Genomic DNA, 15,116 nt, shown 5'->3' on the forward strand with positions numbered 1-15,116 from the left:
CATCGCGCAAATTGATGAGCCGCTCCGCCCGCCAGAAGCGGGAATAGACCCGATTCCGGAACCGGAACAGAACAAAAACAAACTGAGAAAGGGTGAATGCGTTGGGTGAATGGACTAAAGGGTGAGTGTGGCCAGACCCTCTAAGTCGTTGGTACCCAAGGCCGGACTCGAACCGGCACGCCCGAAGGCGGGGGATTTTGAATCCCCTGCGTCTACCATTCCGCCACTTGGGCCACGCCCCTCCGATATCGTAAGCGGACGGGGGGCGTCCAGAGGGAAATCTCGCGCGCTCGCGTCGAGGTGATCGGCGATGGCTTGACCGCGCGTTCGCCGCATGGTTTGCCCGGATCAGCCCCGGCGTTTTCCGCCGCGACCGAGGACCGGCCATGCTCAGACGCCTATATGACCGTACGCTCACCCTGGCCGACCACCCGCATGCGCTCTGGGTGCTGGCGGCGGTGGCTTTCGTCGAAAGCTCGGTGTTCCCGATCCCCCCCGATGTGCTGCTGATCCCGATGGTTCTGGCCCGCCCGCATCGCGCCTGGCTGATCGCCGGCGTCGCGCTGGTGGCCTCGGTCCTGGGCGGGCTGCTGGGCTATGCCATCGGCGCCTTCTTCTACGACAGCATCGGCCGGCCGATCCTGGAGGCGATGGGCAAGGGCGACGCGATGGCGCAGTTCAACGTGAAATTCAACGATTTCGGCTTCTGGGCGGTGCTGGCGGCCGGGGTCACCCCCTTCCCCTACAAGGTGATCACCATCATGTCGGGCTGGACCGGCATGCCGCTGGGGACCTTCATCGCCACCTCGGTCCTGGCCCGCGCGATCCGTTTCTTCGTGGTCGCGGCGCTGCTGCGGACCTTCGGCGCGCCGATCCGGGAGTTCATCGAACGCCGGCTCGGTCTGATCTTCACCCTTTTCGTGCTGGCGCTGGCCGGCGGCTTCTTTCTGCTGAGGTATCTCTGAGATGCGCAAACCCCTGATCCTGATCGCCTCCGGTGGCTCCGCTCTGCTGTTGCTGGCCGCGCTGGGGTTTCAGTATCTTGCCAAGCTGCCGCCCTGCGATCTGTGCATCAGCCAGCGCTGGCCGCATCTGGCGGCGGTGATCCTGGGGCTGCTGGCGCTGGTGATCCCGGGGCCGGTTCTGCCGCTGCTCGGCGCGCTCGCGGCGCTGACCACCGCCGGTTTCGGGCTCTATCACAGCGGCGTCGAACAGGGCTGGTGGGAAGGTCCGACCACCTGCACCTCCGGCGGCGTCGGCGGGATGTCGGCCGATCAGCTGTTCGACAAGATCATGGCGGCGCCGCTGGTGCGCTGCGACGAAATCGTGTGGCAGTTCCTCGGCCTGTCGATGGCCAGCTGGAACGCCATTCTGGCACTGCTGCTGGCGTTTGTCTGGGTCGCCGCCGCCCGCGCCCGAGGCTGAGGCAGACCGCCGGCATCACCCCGCGCCGGAGGCCTTGCGCGTCGACAGAAGCAGGCTGGTTTCGCTGCTGACCACACCGTCGAGCACACGGATGCGGGCCAGGGCGCGATCCAGATCTTCCAGCGTTTCGGTGCCCAGTTCCAGGATCAGATCCCAGCGCCCGTTGGTCGAATGCACCGCGCGCACCTCGGCGAAGCCCTGCACCTGGCGGGTGATCCGCGCGGCGCCGCGGCCTTCGATCCCGACCATCATCAACGCCCGCACCGGATCGCGCAGCACGTCGCGTTTCAGCACCACGGTGAACCCCAGAATCTCGCCCGACTGACGCAGCCGCTCGATCCGGCTGCGCACCGTGCTGCGCGACAGCCCCAGCTGCAACGCAAGATCGGAGAGCGAACAGCGCGCATCCTGCCGCAGCGCCGCCAGCAGCCGTTCATCCGTTTTGTCCATATTGATCATCCAAATTGGAAAATTTGTTACCAATATGGTCGAATTGAGGGCTGGTTTCCACCACAACCCGGCGCCATCCCTCAGGGAGAAGCCTTCCCTGCCCCTTTCCGGAGCTGACACGATGACCCAGACCACCTGCATTCTGATTGGCGCCCCGCTCGACTGCGGCAAGCGTCGCCCCGGCTGCCTGATGGGGCCCGACGCCCTGCGCACCGCCGGTCTGGCCGCCGCGCTCGGCGAGCTCGGCCACCGGGTCGAGGATCGCGGCAACCTGCGCCCCGACGCCTTCGCCCCCGACGATCCCGGTGCCCGTCTCTACCGTCGCAACGAAACCATCGCCTGGACCGAGCTTCTGCGCCGCGAGGCCCGCGCCGCCATGGCCGAGGGGCTGCCGATCTTCCTCGGCGGCGATCATGCCCTCTCGCTCGGCAGCGTGACCGGGGTGGCGGACCATGCGGCGGCGGTCGGGCGGCCGCAATTCGTGCTCTGGCTCGATGCGCACAGCGACATTCACACGCCACGCACCAGCGACAGCGGCAATCTCCACGGCACCCCGATCGGCTATGTCACCGGGCGGCCGGATTTCGATGGCTTTCCGCCGGTGACCGCCCCTGTCCCGCCCGAGAATGTCTGCCTGATCGGCCTGCGGTCGGTCGACCCGGCGGAGCGGCAGGCGCTGGAACAGAGCCCGATCCGCCGTCACGACATGCGCGATATCGACGAGAACGGCATCGCCCGCGGGCTGGCCGCGTTTCTGGAACAGGTGGCCGCGCAGAACGGCATGCTGCATGTCTCGCTCGACGTCGATTTCCTCGATCCGGCGGTCGCCCCGGCGGTGGGCACCACCGTGCCCGGCGGCGCCACCGTGCGCGAGGGCCATCTGGCGATGGAGATGATCTGCGACAGCGGGCTGATGACCTCGCTCGATCTGGTCGAGCTCAACCCCTTCCTCGACGAACGCGGCCGCACCGCGCATCTGCTGGTGGAGCTGACCGCCTCGGCGCTGGGACGGCGGGTGTTCGACCGACCGACCCGCGCCTATGGCTGACCCCGCAGCGCGCCGGCAACTACCGGCGCGCTGACAGGGCATCAAGGCCCTGTCAGATCGTGCAGCCAGACCGATCCCAACCGGACCGTGCCGTCAGCCCTCAGGGGACATCCAAACAGGAGATTTCATTATCAGGAACAGGAGTTCGCCCTGACTGTGCCCCCGGTTTTCGAACGCACATTTTTCAGATATTGCCGCGCGCTGCCTGCGCTCAGGCCAAGCTTTGCCGCTACAGCAAAGATCGAAGCTCCCGCGACCATCCCCATCATCATCCCCATCACGAAGAGAGGCGTCGCAAAGAAACAGAACGCCCCGCCCCCGGACCGATCCTTCTGACCACTCCCCGCAGGCGAAAGAATGTGGTAACGTGAACTGGAAAGAGGTCACGCCATGCATTCGAGCCCATCCGTCAATCTCAGGAGGGGGCCGCGATTTCCAGTGACCCCTGTTTTGACATCGCTCGAAGCCTTGTTTCCAGGGCAGCCCACCAACGGTTTGCAAACGCATGACGGTGCCCCCTGTGCGAAAGGACCTGCCCGCGTCGCAGGGGCAAGCCGCACTGAGAGGATGGTTCGCCCTGGCAGCGGCTCCCACCTTTGGCCGGTGAAGAGATCCGGCACAGTCCTTTGTCTTCTTCTGGGTTGTCATCTTCCGGGCATATCGGCCGGTGAAGTCGGAGGCGTCACGCGATCACGCGCCGCACCAGCTGTGAAGCCGGGGAGGGAAGACCGTCGGCCCGGGCGTCGCCCGGCCGCGCACCTCGCCCCGCGCCTGAAGGCGATGCGCCTCCCGGACGCCATCCATGCCTCAGCGGTGCCGGGCCGGGGGGTTGGATCATGGACGCGGCCGCTTTGGATATGTGCAATGAGCCCTGAAGGGGCAGAGCGTCAATTGACCACGCCTCCATGAAGAACAGCCGACGCAACTGAAAGGATCGGAATCATGACACAGGACACGCGCCCGACGCTCCGTTTCCTGGGCGCGGCCGGAACAGTAACCGGCTCGCGCTATCTGATCAGAATCGGGGAGCGCCGCATTCTGATCGATTGCGGACTGTTCCAGGGCTTCAAGACGCTGCGAGACCGCAACCGCAAGCCATTCCCCGTCCGTCCTTCGACGATCGACACCGTCCTTCTGACCCATGCGCATCTCGATCATTCGGGCTATCTGCCCGCGCTGATCCGGGGCGGCTATCGGAGCAAAGTCTATTGCACCGAGGCCACGGCAGAGCTCTGTGGGCTGATCCTGCCCGACAGCGGCCATATCCAGGAAGAGGAAGCACGTTTCGCCCGGAAACACGGGTTCTCCAAACACAAGAACCCCGTGCCCCTCTACACGGTCGCCGATGCGGAAGCCGCGCTCACCCGGATGCACCCGGTCCCCTTCGAAGAAAAGATCAACCTTGGTGACGGCATCTGGGCAGAGTTCATCCCGGCGGGGCATCTTCTCGGCGCGGCGCAAATCCGGGTCAGCCTGCCGGGAACGACGATCCTGTTCAGCGGCGACCTGGGCCGGCAGAACGACGCGCTGATGCGACCGCCGCAGCCGTTCTCCGGCGCCGACGTACTTGTCTGTGAATCCACCTATGGCAATCGCAACCACGCCAAAATCGACGCGGAAGAGGAGCTTCGGCCGATCCTGACGCGAGTGTTCGCGCGGGGCGGAACGGTGCTCATCCCCTCATTCGCGGTCGGGCGGGCGCAGGGCCTCATGTACCACATCGCCCGGCTGCAAAATCGCGGCGACATCCCCTATGTGCCGGTCTATCTCAACTCGCCCATGGCGATCGACGCGACCGAGATCTATCACAACCATCATGAAGAACATCACGTTTCCCGCGAGGATTGCCTCGCGATGTTCAGGATCGCCAAACGGGTCAATTCGGTCGAGGAATCGAAACAGCTGAACACCCAGCGCGGCCCGATGATCATCATCTCGGCGAGCGGAATGCTGACCGGAGGGCGGATCCTGCATCATATCGCCAGCTTTGGCGGAGACCCGCGCAACGCGATCCTGCTGTCCGGGTTCCAGGCCGGAGGCACCCGCGGGGCGGCGCTCGCCGACGGCGCGGAGAGCCTGCGCATGTTCGGGCGCGATTTCCCGATCAGGGCCGAGGTGGTCCAACTCAAAGCCTTCTCGGGCCACGCCGACGCGGAAGAGCTGCTGGCCTGGATGCGCGCCTCCGACCGCGCGCCGCGCATGACCTATGTAACCCACGGAGAACCCTCGGCCTCCGACCGGCTGCGCTGGCGCATCGAACATGAACTGGGCTGGCCGGCCCGCGCCCCCGAGCATCTTGAAACGATCCGGCTGGACCGTCCGAAATGATCGAAATCGACAATACGCTCTCCCTCTCCCGCGCCGGGATCGACACCTACCGGCAACCCGTGGTCTTCATGCGCGAAGACTGCCACGTCTGCCGTGCCGAGGGGTTCGCGGCCCTGACCCGGATCGAGGTGACGCTTGGCGACAGGTCGGTCATTGCCACGCTCAACGTGCTGACCGAGGGCGACTGGCTTCCCGAGGATACGGCCGCCCTGTCGGAAGAAGCCTGGTCGGTCCTGAACCCCGAACCCGGCGACCGCGCCAGCTTCACCCACCCGGAGCCGCCGGCCTCCGTCTCGGCCATCCGCGCCAAGGTCTATGGCGATGCCCTTGAGCAGGACCAGTTCGACGCGATCATTCGCGATGTCCTGGACCGGCGCCTCTCCGATCTCGACCTGGCCGCCTTCATCACCGCCTGCGCGGGCGACCGGCTTTCCATTCCCGAAACCATCGCCCTGACCCGATCCATGCAGGCAGCGGGCACAACGCTGGATTGGGGTAGCACCGCGATCTACGACAAACATTGCGTCGGCGGGCTTCCCGGCAACCGCACCACGCCGATCGTCGTTTCGATTGTTGCAGCGGCCGGTCTCATGATCCCCAAGACCTCGTCGCGGGCGATCACCTCGCCCGCGGGCACCGCCGACACGATGGAGGTTATGGCGCCGGTTTCGCTCGACGCCGCCACGCTGCGACGCGTCGTCGAAGCCGAGTGCGGCTGCATTGCCTGGGGCGGCAACCTAGCCCTCAGCCCGGCGGACGACGTTCTGATCCGGATCGAACGACCGCTCGACTTCGACAGCGACGGGCAGCTGGTGGCGAGCGTGTTGTCGAAGAAGGCAGCGGTCGGGGCAAAGCGCGTCCTGATCGATGTACCCGTCGGGCCGACGGCCAAGGTACGCTCGGCGGAAACGGCCAGGGCCCTGGAACAGCGGCTCTGCGCCGTTGGCGACGCGATCGGCCTGACACTCTCGATTCATCAAAGCGACGGCACCGCGCCGGTCGGGCGGGGGATCGGGCCGGCGCTCGAGGCCCAGGATGTCCTGGCGGTGCTGCGCCGCGACGAAGGCGCCCCTGCCGATCTGCGCGACCGGGCGCTCGACCTTGCCGGCGCGCTGCTGGACCTTGCTCCCGAGACGCGGGAAGCCGGTGGACGCGCCGCGGCAGCGCGGTTGCTCGACAGCGGCCGCGCCGAGGCAAAGTTCATGGCGATCTGCGAGGCGCAGGGCGGGTTCAGCGAGCCGGGCGAGGCGCGGTATCACGCGGTGGTCACCTCCCGCGCGGCGGGACGCCTCGCCGCGATGGACAATCGCCGCATCGCCCGCACCGCGAAACTCGCGGGAGCGCCACGGCAAAAACTCGCCGGGCTGCGCCTTCTGGCCCGGGTCGGCGACCGGATCGATATCGGCAGGCCGCTGTTCGAGATCCACGCGGAGACCCTGGGAGAACTGGAATACGCCCGGTCCTATGCCGAGGCGCAATGCGGCCTCTGCACGATCGAAGAGGACCGCGAATGAAGATCATCGCCCCCTTCCCCGGGATGGAGCCGCTAGCGCGAAACATGGCCGCCGTCTCCGGCGCGGAAATCCATCCGGTCGCGCTGCACAGCTTCCCAGACGGAGAAACGCGCGTGACCCTCGGCGGCGATCCAGCGGGACGTGAGATCGCCTTTCTCGCCACCCTGCGCGATCCGGACCGGCTGGCCCTGCCCCTGCGTTTCGCTGCTCTTACGGCGCGTGAGCTGGGGGCCACGCGCATCGGACTCGTCGCGCCCTATCTCGGCTATATGCGGCAGGACAAGCGGTTCCACCCCCGCGAGGCCGTGAGCGCACCGATCTTTGCGGGATTTCTGGACGCGTGCTTCGACTGGCTGGTGACCGCCGACCCCCACCTGCATCGCACCCCGAGCCTTTCAGCACTGTTCAACATCCCCGCACACCGTGTCGCCACCGCTCCGCTGCTGGCCGACTGGATTGCGGCAACCGTTCCCGACGCTGTGCTCCTGGGGCCCGACCGCGAAAGCCGGCAATGGGTGGCCGAGGTCGCAAGGCTATCGGGGCGCCCCTATGACGTGCTGACCAAACACCGGTCCGGGGATCGCCAGGTCGAGATCAGCCTGCCCGACCCTTCCGTTCTCCGACAGGGGACGCCAGTGATCCTCGATGATATCGCCTCCTCCGGACGCACGCTGATCCGAACGCTCGAACACCTCGGGCGGATCGGTGCCCCGCCTGCGACCTGCGTGGTTATCCATGCGGTCTTCGCACCCGGCGCCGAAGAGGCCATTCGCAGGGCGGGAGCCAGGCGGATCGTCAGCACCGACACCATTCCCCACCCGACAAACGCGATCGGCGTCGGCGCATTATTGGCGGCAGCGATGAAAAGCAGCTGACCACGCCGCCTGCCCCCCAGCCCCGGCAATCACCGGGGTGGGCGGCCCCGGCTGAGGCTGTTTGATACGATTTTCACAGACATCTCACCCAAGAACCATGGCCAGCGCTCGGACAACCTGCCCGGTGATCTGTCCCTTGCCGAGATCGCCAATCACATGGGCTGGTCCGTCCGCTATGCGGCGAACCTGATCGAGCATTGCGCCCGCGTCTCGCCCGACGAAACCGACGCGGTTCTGGTCAAGCTGGCCCAAGCGAAAGGGGGTGTAGCATGAACAAAACTGTAAACGCCCCTGTAAACGGGGCAGCCCGCGCAAGCACGGTGGACACGCAAGTGATTGAAAATAAATGGAGGCGAGTACCGGAATCGAACCGGTGTACACGGATTTGCAATCCGCTGCGTCACCACTCCGCCAACTCGCCGCCGGGGCAAAAAATGCCATGTGGTGTAGGGCGATATAGCGGCGGTATGGAGGCACCGCAAGCCTGTTTTCGCGCCTTGTCGTGCGGGCTTCCGTCCCCTGCCCCGGTTTTCCCATCCGTTCCGCCCCGTTGCGGCCGGCAGCGCGGTCGAGCCCGGCGCATTCAGGGGGCGATGAAGCAGATCACCCGTTGCGCGCGGCAGAGGGCCCAACCCTATCACACTCAGGGAGCGCAGCCGCTGCGAGGACCTCGGGCACAGGCGCATTGACCGGTGACCTCCGCCGCGTTCTGCGAACCCGTGGCCAGGAGCCTCCGGACCTGGCCTGCCCCGGAAGGGTGACGACAATCGCGCCGCGGACCGGGGCCCCGCGGGGGCGACAAGCTCGCAGACCGATTTTAGCCACAGTTCGGAACAGACAGCGGCCCCCGGTGCTGCCCCCCCCAGGCACGCGCCCGCCTCCCCCAACCATGCGACTTGCCTGATCCGGTGTTCTATGATGCAGTACGCGCGGAGGAGCCAATATGGCGGAAAGCATCCAGAAGGAGGACTGGGAGCGGTTCCGTGCGCTTGGAAAGGTACCAAAGAGCATCCGAGAACTGGTTCTCCAGTCCTGGAGAAGGGCGGAGACGAAACGGGATATCCTGTCGCTGAAACGCGCACCCCGGGTCACGGCGCGCGAATTGGAAGCGCTGCGCCAGCGCAGTTCGGCGCTGCGCTGTTCGGCCGAGCCAATCCTGAACCGCGCCGGCGAGCTGCTGCGCGACACCGGCTCCATCGTGCTGATGTGCGACCCGGAGGGGGTGGTGCTGGATGCCGACGGCGACCGCACGGTGCTGGAACGGGCCAGTGAAAACCACCTCTATCTCGGCGGGCGCTGGAACGAGGAGGCCATCGGCACCAATGCCATCGGCACCGCGCTGCATCTGAAACGGCCGGTCCAGATCAGCGGCGTCGAGCATTTCTGCGAGGAGATCCAGCGCTGGTCCTGCGCCGCCACCCCGGTGCTGCACCCCGTCAATGGCATGTTGCTGGGGGTGGTCGACATCAGCACCCCGGCGGGCACCAACCAGGCCCATGCCGCCCTGATGTCGGCCGCGCTCGCCACCGAGATCGGCGGCGGCCTGCGCGAATCCTATGAGGAGGAACGGCAGAAGCTGATCGCCCGGCTGCTGTCGGCGCGCCGCTACTGGAGCAACGACGAAGTGCTGCTGTTCGACCGGTTCGGAGACGACATCTATGCCACCCAGAGGTTTCCGGAGCGGGCGCCGGATTTCGGCGATCTCGATGCCGTGCGGGACCGGTTCCAGCGCCTGCGAGAGGATCCGCCCGTCCATCTCTCCTCCGATCTGGCCGAAGCGATGCCGATGGCCGAGATCGAGATCGTCGAGGACGGCGGCGAAACCATCGGCGCCATGATCGTCCTGCCGTCGCGACACCGGCGGCGGCAATTGCCGGGCGATCCGACCCTCGATCTGTCCTGGATCGCGGCTGGCGGCAACGGAATGGAGCAGCTGTGCAAACGGGCGGCGCGGCTGGCCGCCAGCCCGCTGCCGATCCTGATCGAAGGCGAAACCGGCGTCGGCAAGGAAGTGCTGGCGCGGGCGATCGCGCGGGAAACCCACCGGGGCCAGACTTTCGAGCTGATCTATTGCGGCGAGCTGACCCCGGACAGCCTGCGCCGGGAGCGCGACGGCGAGGGCCGGATCACCCGCGTGCTGCGCGCCGGCGGGGTGCTGTGCTTCGATGAACCCTCGGCAGCGCCTGATGAGGTCCAGTCGCTTCTGTTCCAGCTGCTGAAAGGCGAGATCGGCGCCCGCCGCGACAACCATGCGCCCCGGGTCATCACCCTGTCCGGCTGCAACCTGTCCGCGGCGCTGGAGAACGGGCAGATCCGCTCGGACCTCTTCTTCAAGCTGAACGGCGCCGCCCTGCAGGTGCCGCCGCTGCGGGACCGGCCGGAAGACGTGCACCGGCTGGCGCGTTTCTTCGCCGAACGGTCGCGGCGCGCCGGCGGCATCCGGTCGCTCCGGTTCACACCGCAAACCGTCGACCACCTGCAGGCCTATCACTGGCCGGGGAACGTCCGGCAGCTGCGGAACCTGGTCGAGCAGCTGGCCGCCGTCTCGCTCAGCGGCCTGATCGAGCTCGGCGATTTGCCGCCGGAGATCTTCGCCCCCTGCGAGGCCCGGACCGAGGCCTCGCTGCGCAGCAGCGAAAAGCAGCGCATCCTCGCTGCCCTGGCCGCGGCCAACGGCAACCTGACTGAAACCGCCAAGGCCCTCGGCATCGCCCGCTCGACGCTTTACCTCAAGCTCGACGCGCATCGGATCGAACGCCCGCCGCGCGCCGCCGGCTGAGCCCTCCCGCGCCGCCGCGCCTATCCCCGCCAACAGCCCCGCAGCAGGCCCCCGTCCGGGCAACCGGCTTCGCGTCCGCAGCATGTCCGACGCGCCGTTCGAAATTCGGACACCGTCCCCCTGCCCGGCCGGGTCATCCTCTCCTGGCGTGATCGAACACTCACGCATTCACTGACTGGGAGGATAGGACTTTGCCACTGGACAAGGAAAACGCCCGCAGCGTTCAGGTGCTCGGCATCGACGCCGGCGGAACCATGACGGACACTTTTTTCGTCGATGCGAATGGCGATTTCGTCGTCGGGAAATCGCAATCGACGCCGCAAAACGAAGCGCTCGGCCTGATCGCGTCGAGCAAGGAGGGCCTCGAACACTGGGGCCTGACGCTGGAGGAAGCGCTGGAGCAGATCCAGACCGGGGTCTATTCCGGCACCGCGATGCTGAACCGCGTGGTGCAGCGCAAGGGGCTGCGCTGCGGCCTGATCGTCAATGCGGGAATGGAGGATTTCCACCGCATGGGCCGCGCCATCCAGGCCTATCTGGGCTTCGCCTATGAGGACCGGATTCACCTCAACACCCACTATTACGACGAACCGCTGGTGCCGCGTCACCTGACCCGCGGCGTGATGGAGCGCGTCGACATGTCGGGCACCGTGGTGATCCCGCTGCGCGAGGATACCGCCCGCGAAGCCGCCCGCGAGCTGATCGCGCAGGATGTCGAAGGCATCGTGATCTCGCTGCTGCACAGCTACAAGAATCCCGATCACGAACGTCGGGTCCGCGATATCGTGCAGGAGGAGGTCGACGCCTCCGGCAAGGGGATCCCGGTCTTCGCCTCGACCGACTACTACCCGGTGCGCAAGGAGACCCACCGCACCAATACCACCATCCTCGAGGCCTATGCCGCCGAACCGTCGCGGCAGACGCTGAACAAGATCTCCACCGCCTTCAAGGATCACGGGTCCAAGTTCGACTTCCGGGTGATGGCCACCCATGGCGGCACGATCTCGTGGAAGGCCAAGGAACTGGCGCGCACCATCGTGTCGGGTCCGATCGGCGGCGTGATCGGGGCAAAATACCTGGGCGAGACGCTGGGTTACAAGAACATCGCCTGCTCCGACATCGGCGGCACCTCCTTCGACGTGGCGCTGATCACCCAGAACGAGCTGACCATCAAGAACGACCCCGACATGGCGCGTCTGGTGCTGTCGCTGCCGCTGGTGGCGATGGATTCGGTGGGCGCCGGCGCCGGCAGCTTCATCCGCCTCGATCCCTATACCAAGGCGATCAAGCTGGGACCGGATTCGGCGGGATACCGGGTCGGCGTCTGCTGGGCGGACTCGGGCATCGAGACGGTGTCGATCTCCGACTGCCATGTCATCCTCGGCTATCTCAACCCGGACAATTTCCTCGGCGGTCAGGTCAAGCTCGACCGGCAGCGCGCCTGGGATGCGATGAAGGAACAGATCGCCGATCCGCTCGGGCTGACGGTCGAGGAAGCCGCCGCCGGGGTGATCGAGCTTCTGGACAGCGACCTGCGCGACTATCTGCGGGCGATGATCTCCGGCAAGGGTTCCAGCCCGTCGAACTTCGTCTGCTTCTCCTACGGCGGTGCCGGTCCGGTTCATACCTACGGCTACACCGAAGGGCTGGGGTTCGAGGACGTGATCGTACCGGCCTGGGCGGCGGGCTTCTCGGCCTTCGGCTGCGCGGCGGCGGATTTCGAATACCGCTACGACAAGTCGCTCGACATCAATATCGACGAAGCCGCCCATGAGACCGACAAGGCCAGGCAGGCGGCGACCCTGCAGGCGGCCTGGGACGAACTGGCCGAGCGGGTGTTGGAGGAATTCGCCCTCAACGGCTATTCCGCCGACAAGGTGACACTGCAGCCCGGCTTCCGGATGCAGTATCGCGGCCAGCTGAACGATCTGGAAATCGAAAGCCCGATCGCCTCGGCCACCACCGCGGACGACTGGGATGCCCTCGTCGGCGCCTTCAACGACACCTACGGGCGCGTCTATGCCGCCTCGGCCCGCTCGCCCGAGCTCGGCTATTCGGTCACCGGCGCGATCATGCGCGGCACGGTGCCGATCCCGAAACCGCGCATCCCGCGCGAAAAGCTGCACGATGCCACCCCGCCGGAGGCGGCCAAGCTCGGCACGCGGCAGTTCTACCGCAAGGGCAAATGGGTCGATGCGCAGCTCTATCAGATGGAGAAGCTTCTGCCCGGCAACCGGGTCTTCGGCCCCGCCATCATCGAATCCGACGCCACCACCTTCGTGGTCCCCGAAGGGTTCGAAACCTGGCTGGACGAACACCGGCTGTTCCACCTGCAAGAAGTCTGAAGATCAAGGGAGGAGACCAAACCATGAATATCCAGACAGACATCAAGGAGGGCATCGTCCGCGGCGGCGAGACCCTCAAGCAACACCGCGACCGGTTGATGGAAGCGACCAAGCGGACGGGGCATTACGCCGGTCTGCGCCATATGGAGCTGCGCGACGAACAGCCGATCAAGTACAACAAGCTGTTCTCGCGGCTGCGCGCCGGCGTCGTCGACGCCCGTGAAACCGCCAAGAAGATCGCCGCCAGCCCGATCGTGGAACAGGAGGGCGAGCTGTGCTTCACCCTCTATAACGCGGCCGGCGACAGCATCCTGACCTCGACGGGGATCATCATCCACGTCGGCACCATGGGCGCCGCGATCAAATACATGATCGAGAACGGCTGGGAGGAAAACCCCGGGATCGCCGACGGGGATATCTTCTGCAACAACGACAGCCTGATCGGCAACGTCCACCCCTGCGATATCCACACCATCGTGCCGATCTTCCACGAGGGCAAGCTGATCGGCTGGGTCGGCGGCGTGACCCATGTGATCGACACCGGCTCGGTCGGCCCCGGCTCCATGTCCACCGGGCAGATCCAGCGCTTTGGCGACGGATATTCGGTCACCTGCCGCAAGATCGGCGAGAACGACACGCTGAAACGCGACTGGCTGCACGAAAGCCAGCGGATGGTGCGCACCACCCGCTACTGGATGCTGGACGAACGCACCCGCGTCGCCGGCTGCCACATGATCCGCGACCTGGTGAAGGAGGTGATCGCCGAGGAAGGCATCGAATCCTACTGGAACTTCGCCTATGAGGCCGTCGAACACGGGCGGGTCGGGCTGCAGAACCGCATCAAGGCGATGACCATTCCCGGCAAGTACCGCCAGGTCGGCTTCGTCGACGTGCCCTATGCCCATGACGATGTGCGGGTGCCCTCCGACTTCGCCAAGGTCGACACCATCATGCACACGCCGTCAGAGATCACCATTCGCGGCGATGGCACCTGGAAGCTCGATTTCGAAGGGTCGAGCCGCTGGGGCTGGCACACCTACAACGCCCATCAGGTCAGCTTCACCTCCGGCATCTGGGTGATGATGACGCAATCGCTGATCCCGACCGAGATGATCAACGACGGCGCCGCCTACGGGACCGAGTTCCGCCTGCCCAAGGGTACCTGGATGAACCCCGACGACCGCCGCGTGGCGTTCTCCTACAGCTGGCACTTCCTCGTCAGCTCGTGGACGGCGCTGTGGCGCGGGCTGTCGCGCAGCTACTTCGGCCGCGGCTATCTGGAAGAGGTCAACGCCGGCAATGCCAATACCTCGAACTGGCTGCAGGGCGGCGGGTTCAACCAGTATGACGAGATTCATGCGGTGAACTCCTTCGAATGCGCGGCCAACGGGGTCGGCGCCAGCGCCTTCGGCGACGGCATCAGCCACGCCGCGGCGATCTGGAACCCCGAAGGCGACATGGGCGACATGGAGATCTGGGAACTGGCCGAACCGCTGGTCTATCTGGGCCGGCAGATCAAGGCCAGCTCGGGCGGCGCCGGCAAGTATCGCGGCGGCTGCGGCTTCGAGAGCCTGCGCATGGTCTGGAACGCCAAGGACTGGACGATGTTCTTCATGGGCAACGGCCATATCACCTCGGACTGGGGGCTGATGGGCGGCTATCCGGCGGCCTCGGGCTATCGCTTCGAGGCGCATGACACCGGGCTGAAGGAGAAGATCGCCAACGGCGACCCGATCCCCTTCGGCGGCGACACCGATCCGGAACACCCGGTTTACGAGTCGATGCTCGAGGGCGCCCGCGTCAAACGCGACAAGCAGGCGATCACCACCGAGGCGATGTTCGAGGATTACGATCTCTACCTCAACTACATGCGCGGTGGCCCGGGCTTCGGCGACCCGCTGGACCGGGTGCCGCAATCGGTGGCCGATGATGTCAACGGCGGCTATCTGCTCGAACGCTTCGCCGACAGCGTCTATGGCGTGATCCTGACCCCGGCGGGCGACGGGCTGCGCGGTGTGGACGAAGCGGCGACCGCCGCCCGCCGGACCGAGATTCGCCAGCAGCGGCTGGCCGAATCCGAACCGACGGCGGACTGGATGGCGCGGGAACGCGAGAAGATCCTTGCCAAGGACGCCGGCACCCATGTGCAGCAGATGTTCGCGGCCTCCTTCAAGCTGGGACCGAAGTTCGAGGAGGACTTCCGCGCCTTCTGGTCCCTGCCCGAGGATTGGAAGCTGAACGAAGCCGACCTGCCGATCCCGTCCTATGGCCGGGAATACACCATGGACCTGTCGGAACTGCCCGACGTCCGCACCGTCCAGCTTGTCGAGGAATAACCCCACTCCGGGCGCG

General features: G+C 66.1%; 10 protein-coding genes and 2 tRNA genes. 9 read left to right on the plus strand and 3 right to left on the minus strand.

Annotated features, from left to right (window positions below; genetic code table 11):
- Nucleotides 1-149: 149 nt before the first annotated feature.
- Nucleotides 150-233, minus strand: a tRNA-Leu gene (locus tag QO033_RS15635).
- A gap of 153 nt (nucleotides 234-386) precedes the next feature.
- Here QO033_RS15635 and QO033_RS15640 point away from each other — a divergent pair.
- Entirely contained in the window at nucleotides 387-965 is a 579-nt protein-coding gene (locus QO033_RS15640; protein ID WP_284481919.1) for a YqaA family protein, read from the plus strand.
- 1 nt (nucleotide 966) lies between these two features.
- Nucleotides 967-1,425, plus strand: coding sequence for a disulfide bond formation protein B (locus QO033_RS15645; protein WP_284481920.1), 459 nt, complete (start codon nucleotides 967-969; stop codon nucleotides 1,423-1,425).
- A gap of 15 nt (nucleotides 1,426-1,440) precedes the next feature.
- Here QO033_RS15645 and QO033_RS15650 read toward each other — a convergent pair whose 3' ends face one another.
- Entirely contained in the window at nucleotides 1,441-1,875 is a 435-nt protein-coding gene (locus QO033_RS15650) for an Lrp/AsnC family transcriptional regulator (RefSeq protein ID WP_284481921.1), read from the minus strand.
- Between the two features lie 121 nt (nucleotides 1,876-1,996).
- Here QO033_RS15650 and rocF point away from each other — a divergent pair, with 121 nt between their 5' ends.
- From rocF to QO033_RS15670, 4 genes are all read left to right on the plus strand, one after another.
- A complete protein-coding gene (gene rocF, locus QO033_RS15655; protein ID WP_284481922.1) occupies nucleotides 1,997-2,923 on the plus strand; it encodes an arginase in 927 nt (308 codons plus the stop codon).
- A gap of 942 nt (nucleotides 2,924-3,865) precedes the next feature.
- Nucleotides 3,866-5,251: an MBL fold metallo-hydrolase gene (locus QO033_RS15660; protein WP_284481923.1), complete on the plus strand. Its 1,386-nt coding sequence runs from the start codon at nucleotides 3,866-3,868 to the stop codon at nucleotides 5,249-5,251.
- Nucleotides 5,248-6,765, plus strand: a complete 1,518-nt coding sequence (locus tag QO033_RS15665) for a thymidine phosphorylase family protein (RefSeq protein ID WP_284481924.1) — start codon at nucleotides 5,248-5,250, stop codon at nucleotides 6,763-6,765. Before QO033_RS15660 ends, QO033_RS15665 begins: the two co-directional genes overlap by 4 nt.
- Nucleotides 6,762-7,640: a ribose-phosphate diphosphokinase gene (locus QO033_RS15670; protein ID WP_284481925.1), complete on the plus strand. Its 879-nt coding sequence runs from the start codon at nucleotides 6,762-6,764 to the stop codon at nucleotides 7,638-7,640. The genes QO033_RS15665 and QO033_RS15670 overlap by 4 nt, the downstream gene beginning before the upstream one ends.
- A 347-nt stretch (nucleotides 7,641-7,987) precedes the next feature.
- On the opposite strand, the gene QO033_RS15675 is transcribed toward QO033_RS15670, so the two are convergent.
- A tRNA-Cys gene (locus QO033_RS15675) sits at nucleotides 7,988-8,061 on the minus strand.
- A gap of 522 nt (nucleotides 8,062-8,583) precedes the next feature.
- On the opposite strand from QO033_RS15675, the gene QO033_RS15680 reads away from it, so the two are divergent.
- The 3 genes from QO033_RS15680 to QO033_RS15690 all read left to right on the plus strand — a co-directional run bounded on the left by QO033_RS15680 (nucleotide 8,584) and on the right by QO033_RS15690 (nucleotide 15,100).
- Nucleotides 8,584-10,419, plus strand: a complete 1,836-nt coding sequence (locus QO033_RS15680; protein ID WP_284481926.1) for a sigma-54-dependent Fis family transcriptional regulator — start codon at nucleotides 8,584-8,586, stop codon at nucleotides 10,417-10,419.
- Nucleotides 10,420-10,610: 191 nt separating this feature from the next.
- Nucleotides 10,611-12,764 (plus strand): hydantoinase/oxoprolinase family protein, encoded by a 2,154-nt coding sequence (locus QO033_RS15685; protein ID WP_284481927.1) that lies wholly within the window; start codon nucleotides 10,611-10,613, stop codon nucleotides 12,762-12,764.
- Between the two features lie 23 nt (nucleotides 12,765-12,787).
- The gene (locus tag QO033_RS15690) at nucleotides 12,788-15,100 is read left to right on the plus strand and encodes a hydantoinase B/oxoprolinase family protein (protein WP_284481928.1); all 2,313 of its coding nucleotides are present in this window, start codon (nucleotides 12,788-12,790) and stop codon (nucleotides 15,098-15,100) included.
- Nucleotides 15,101-15,116 lie beyond the last annotated feature (16 nt).

It is taken from the genome of Pseudodonghicola flavimaris, assembly GCF_030164425.1.
Lineage (GTDB): Bacteria > Pseudomonadota > Alphaproteobacteria > Rhodobacterales > Rhodobacteraceae > Pseudodonghicola > Pseudodonghicola flavimaris.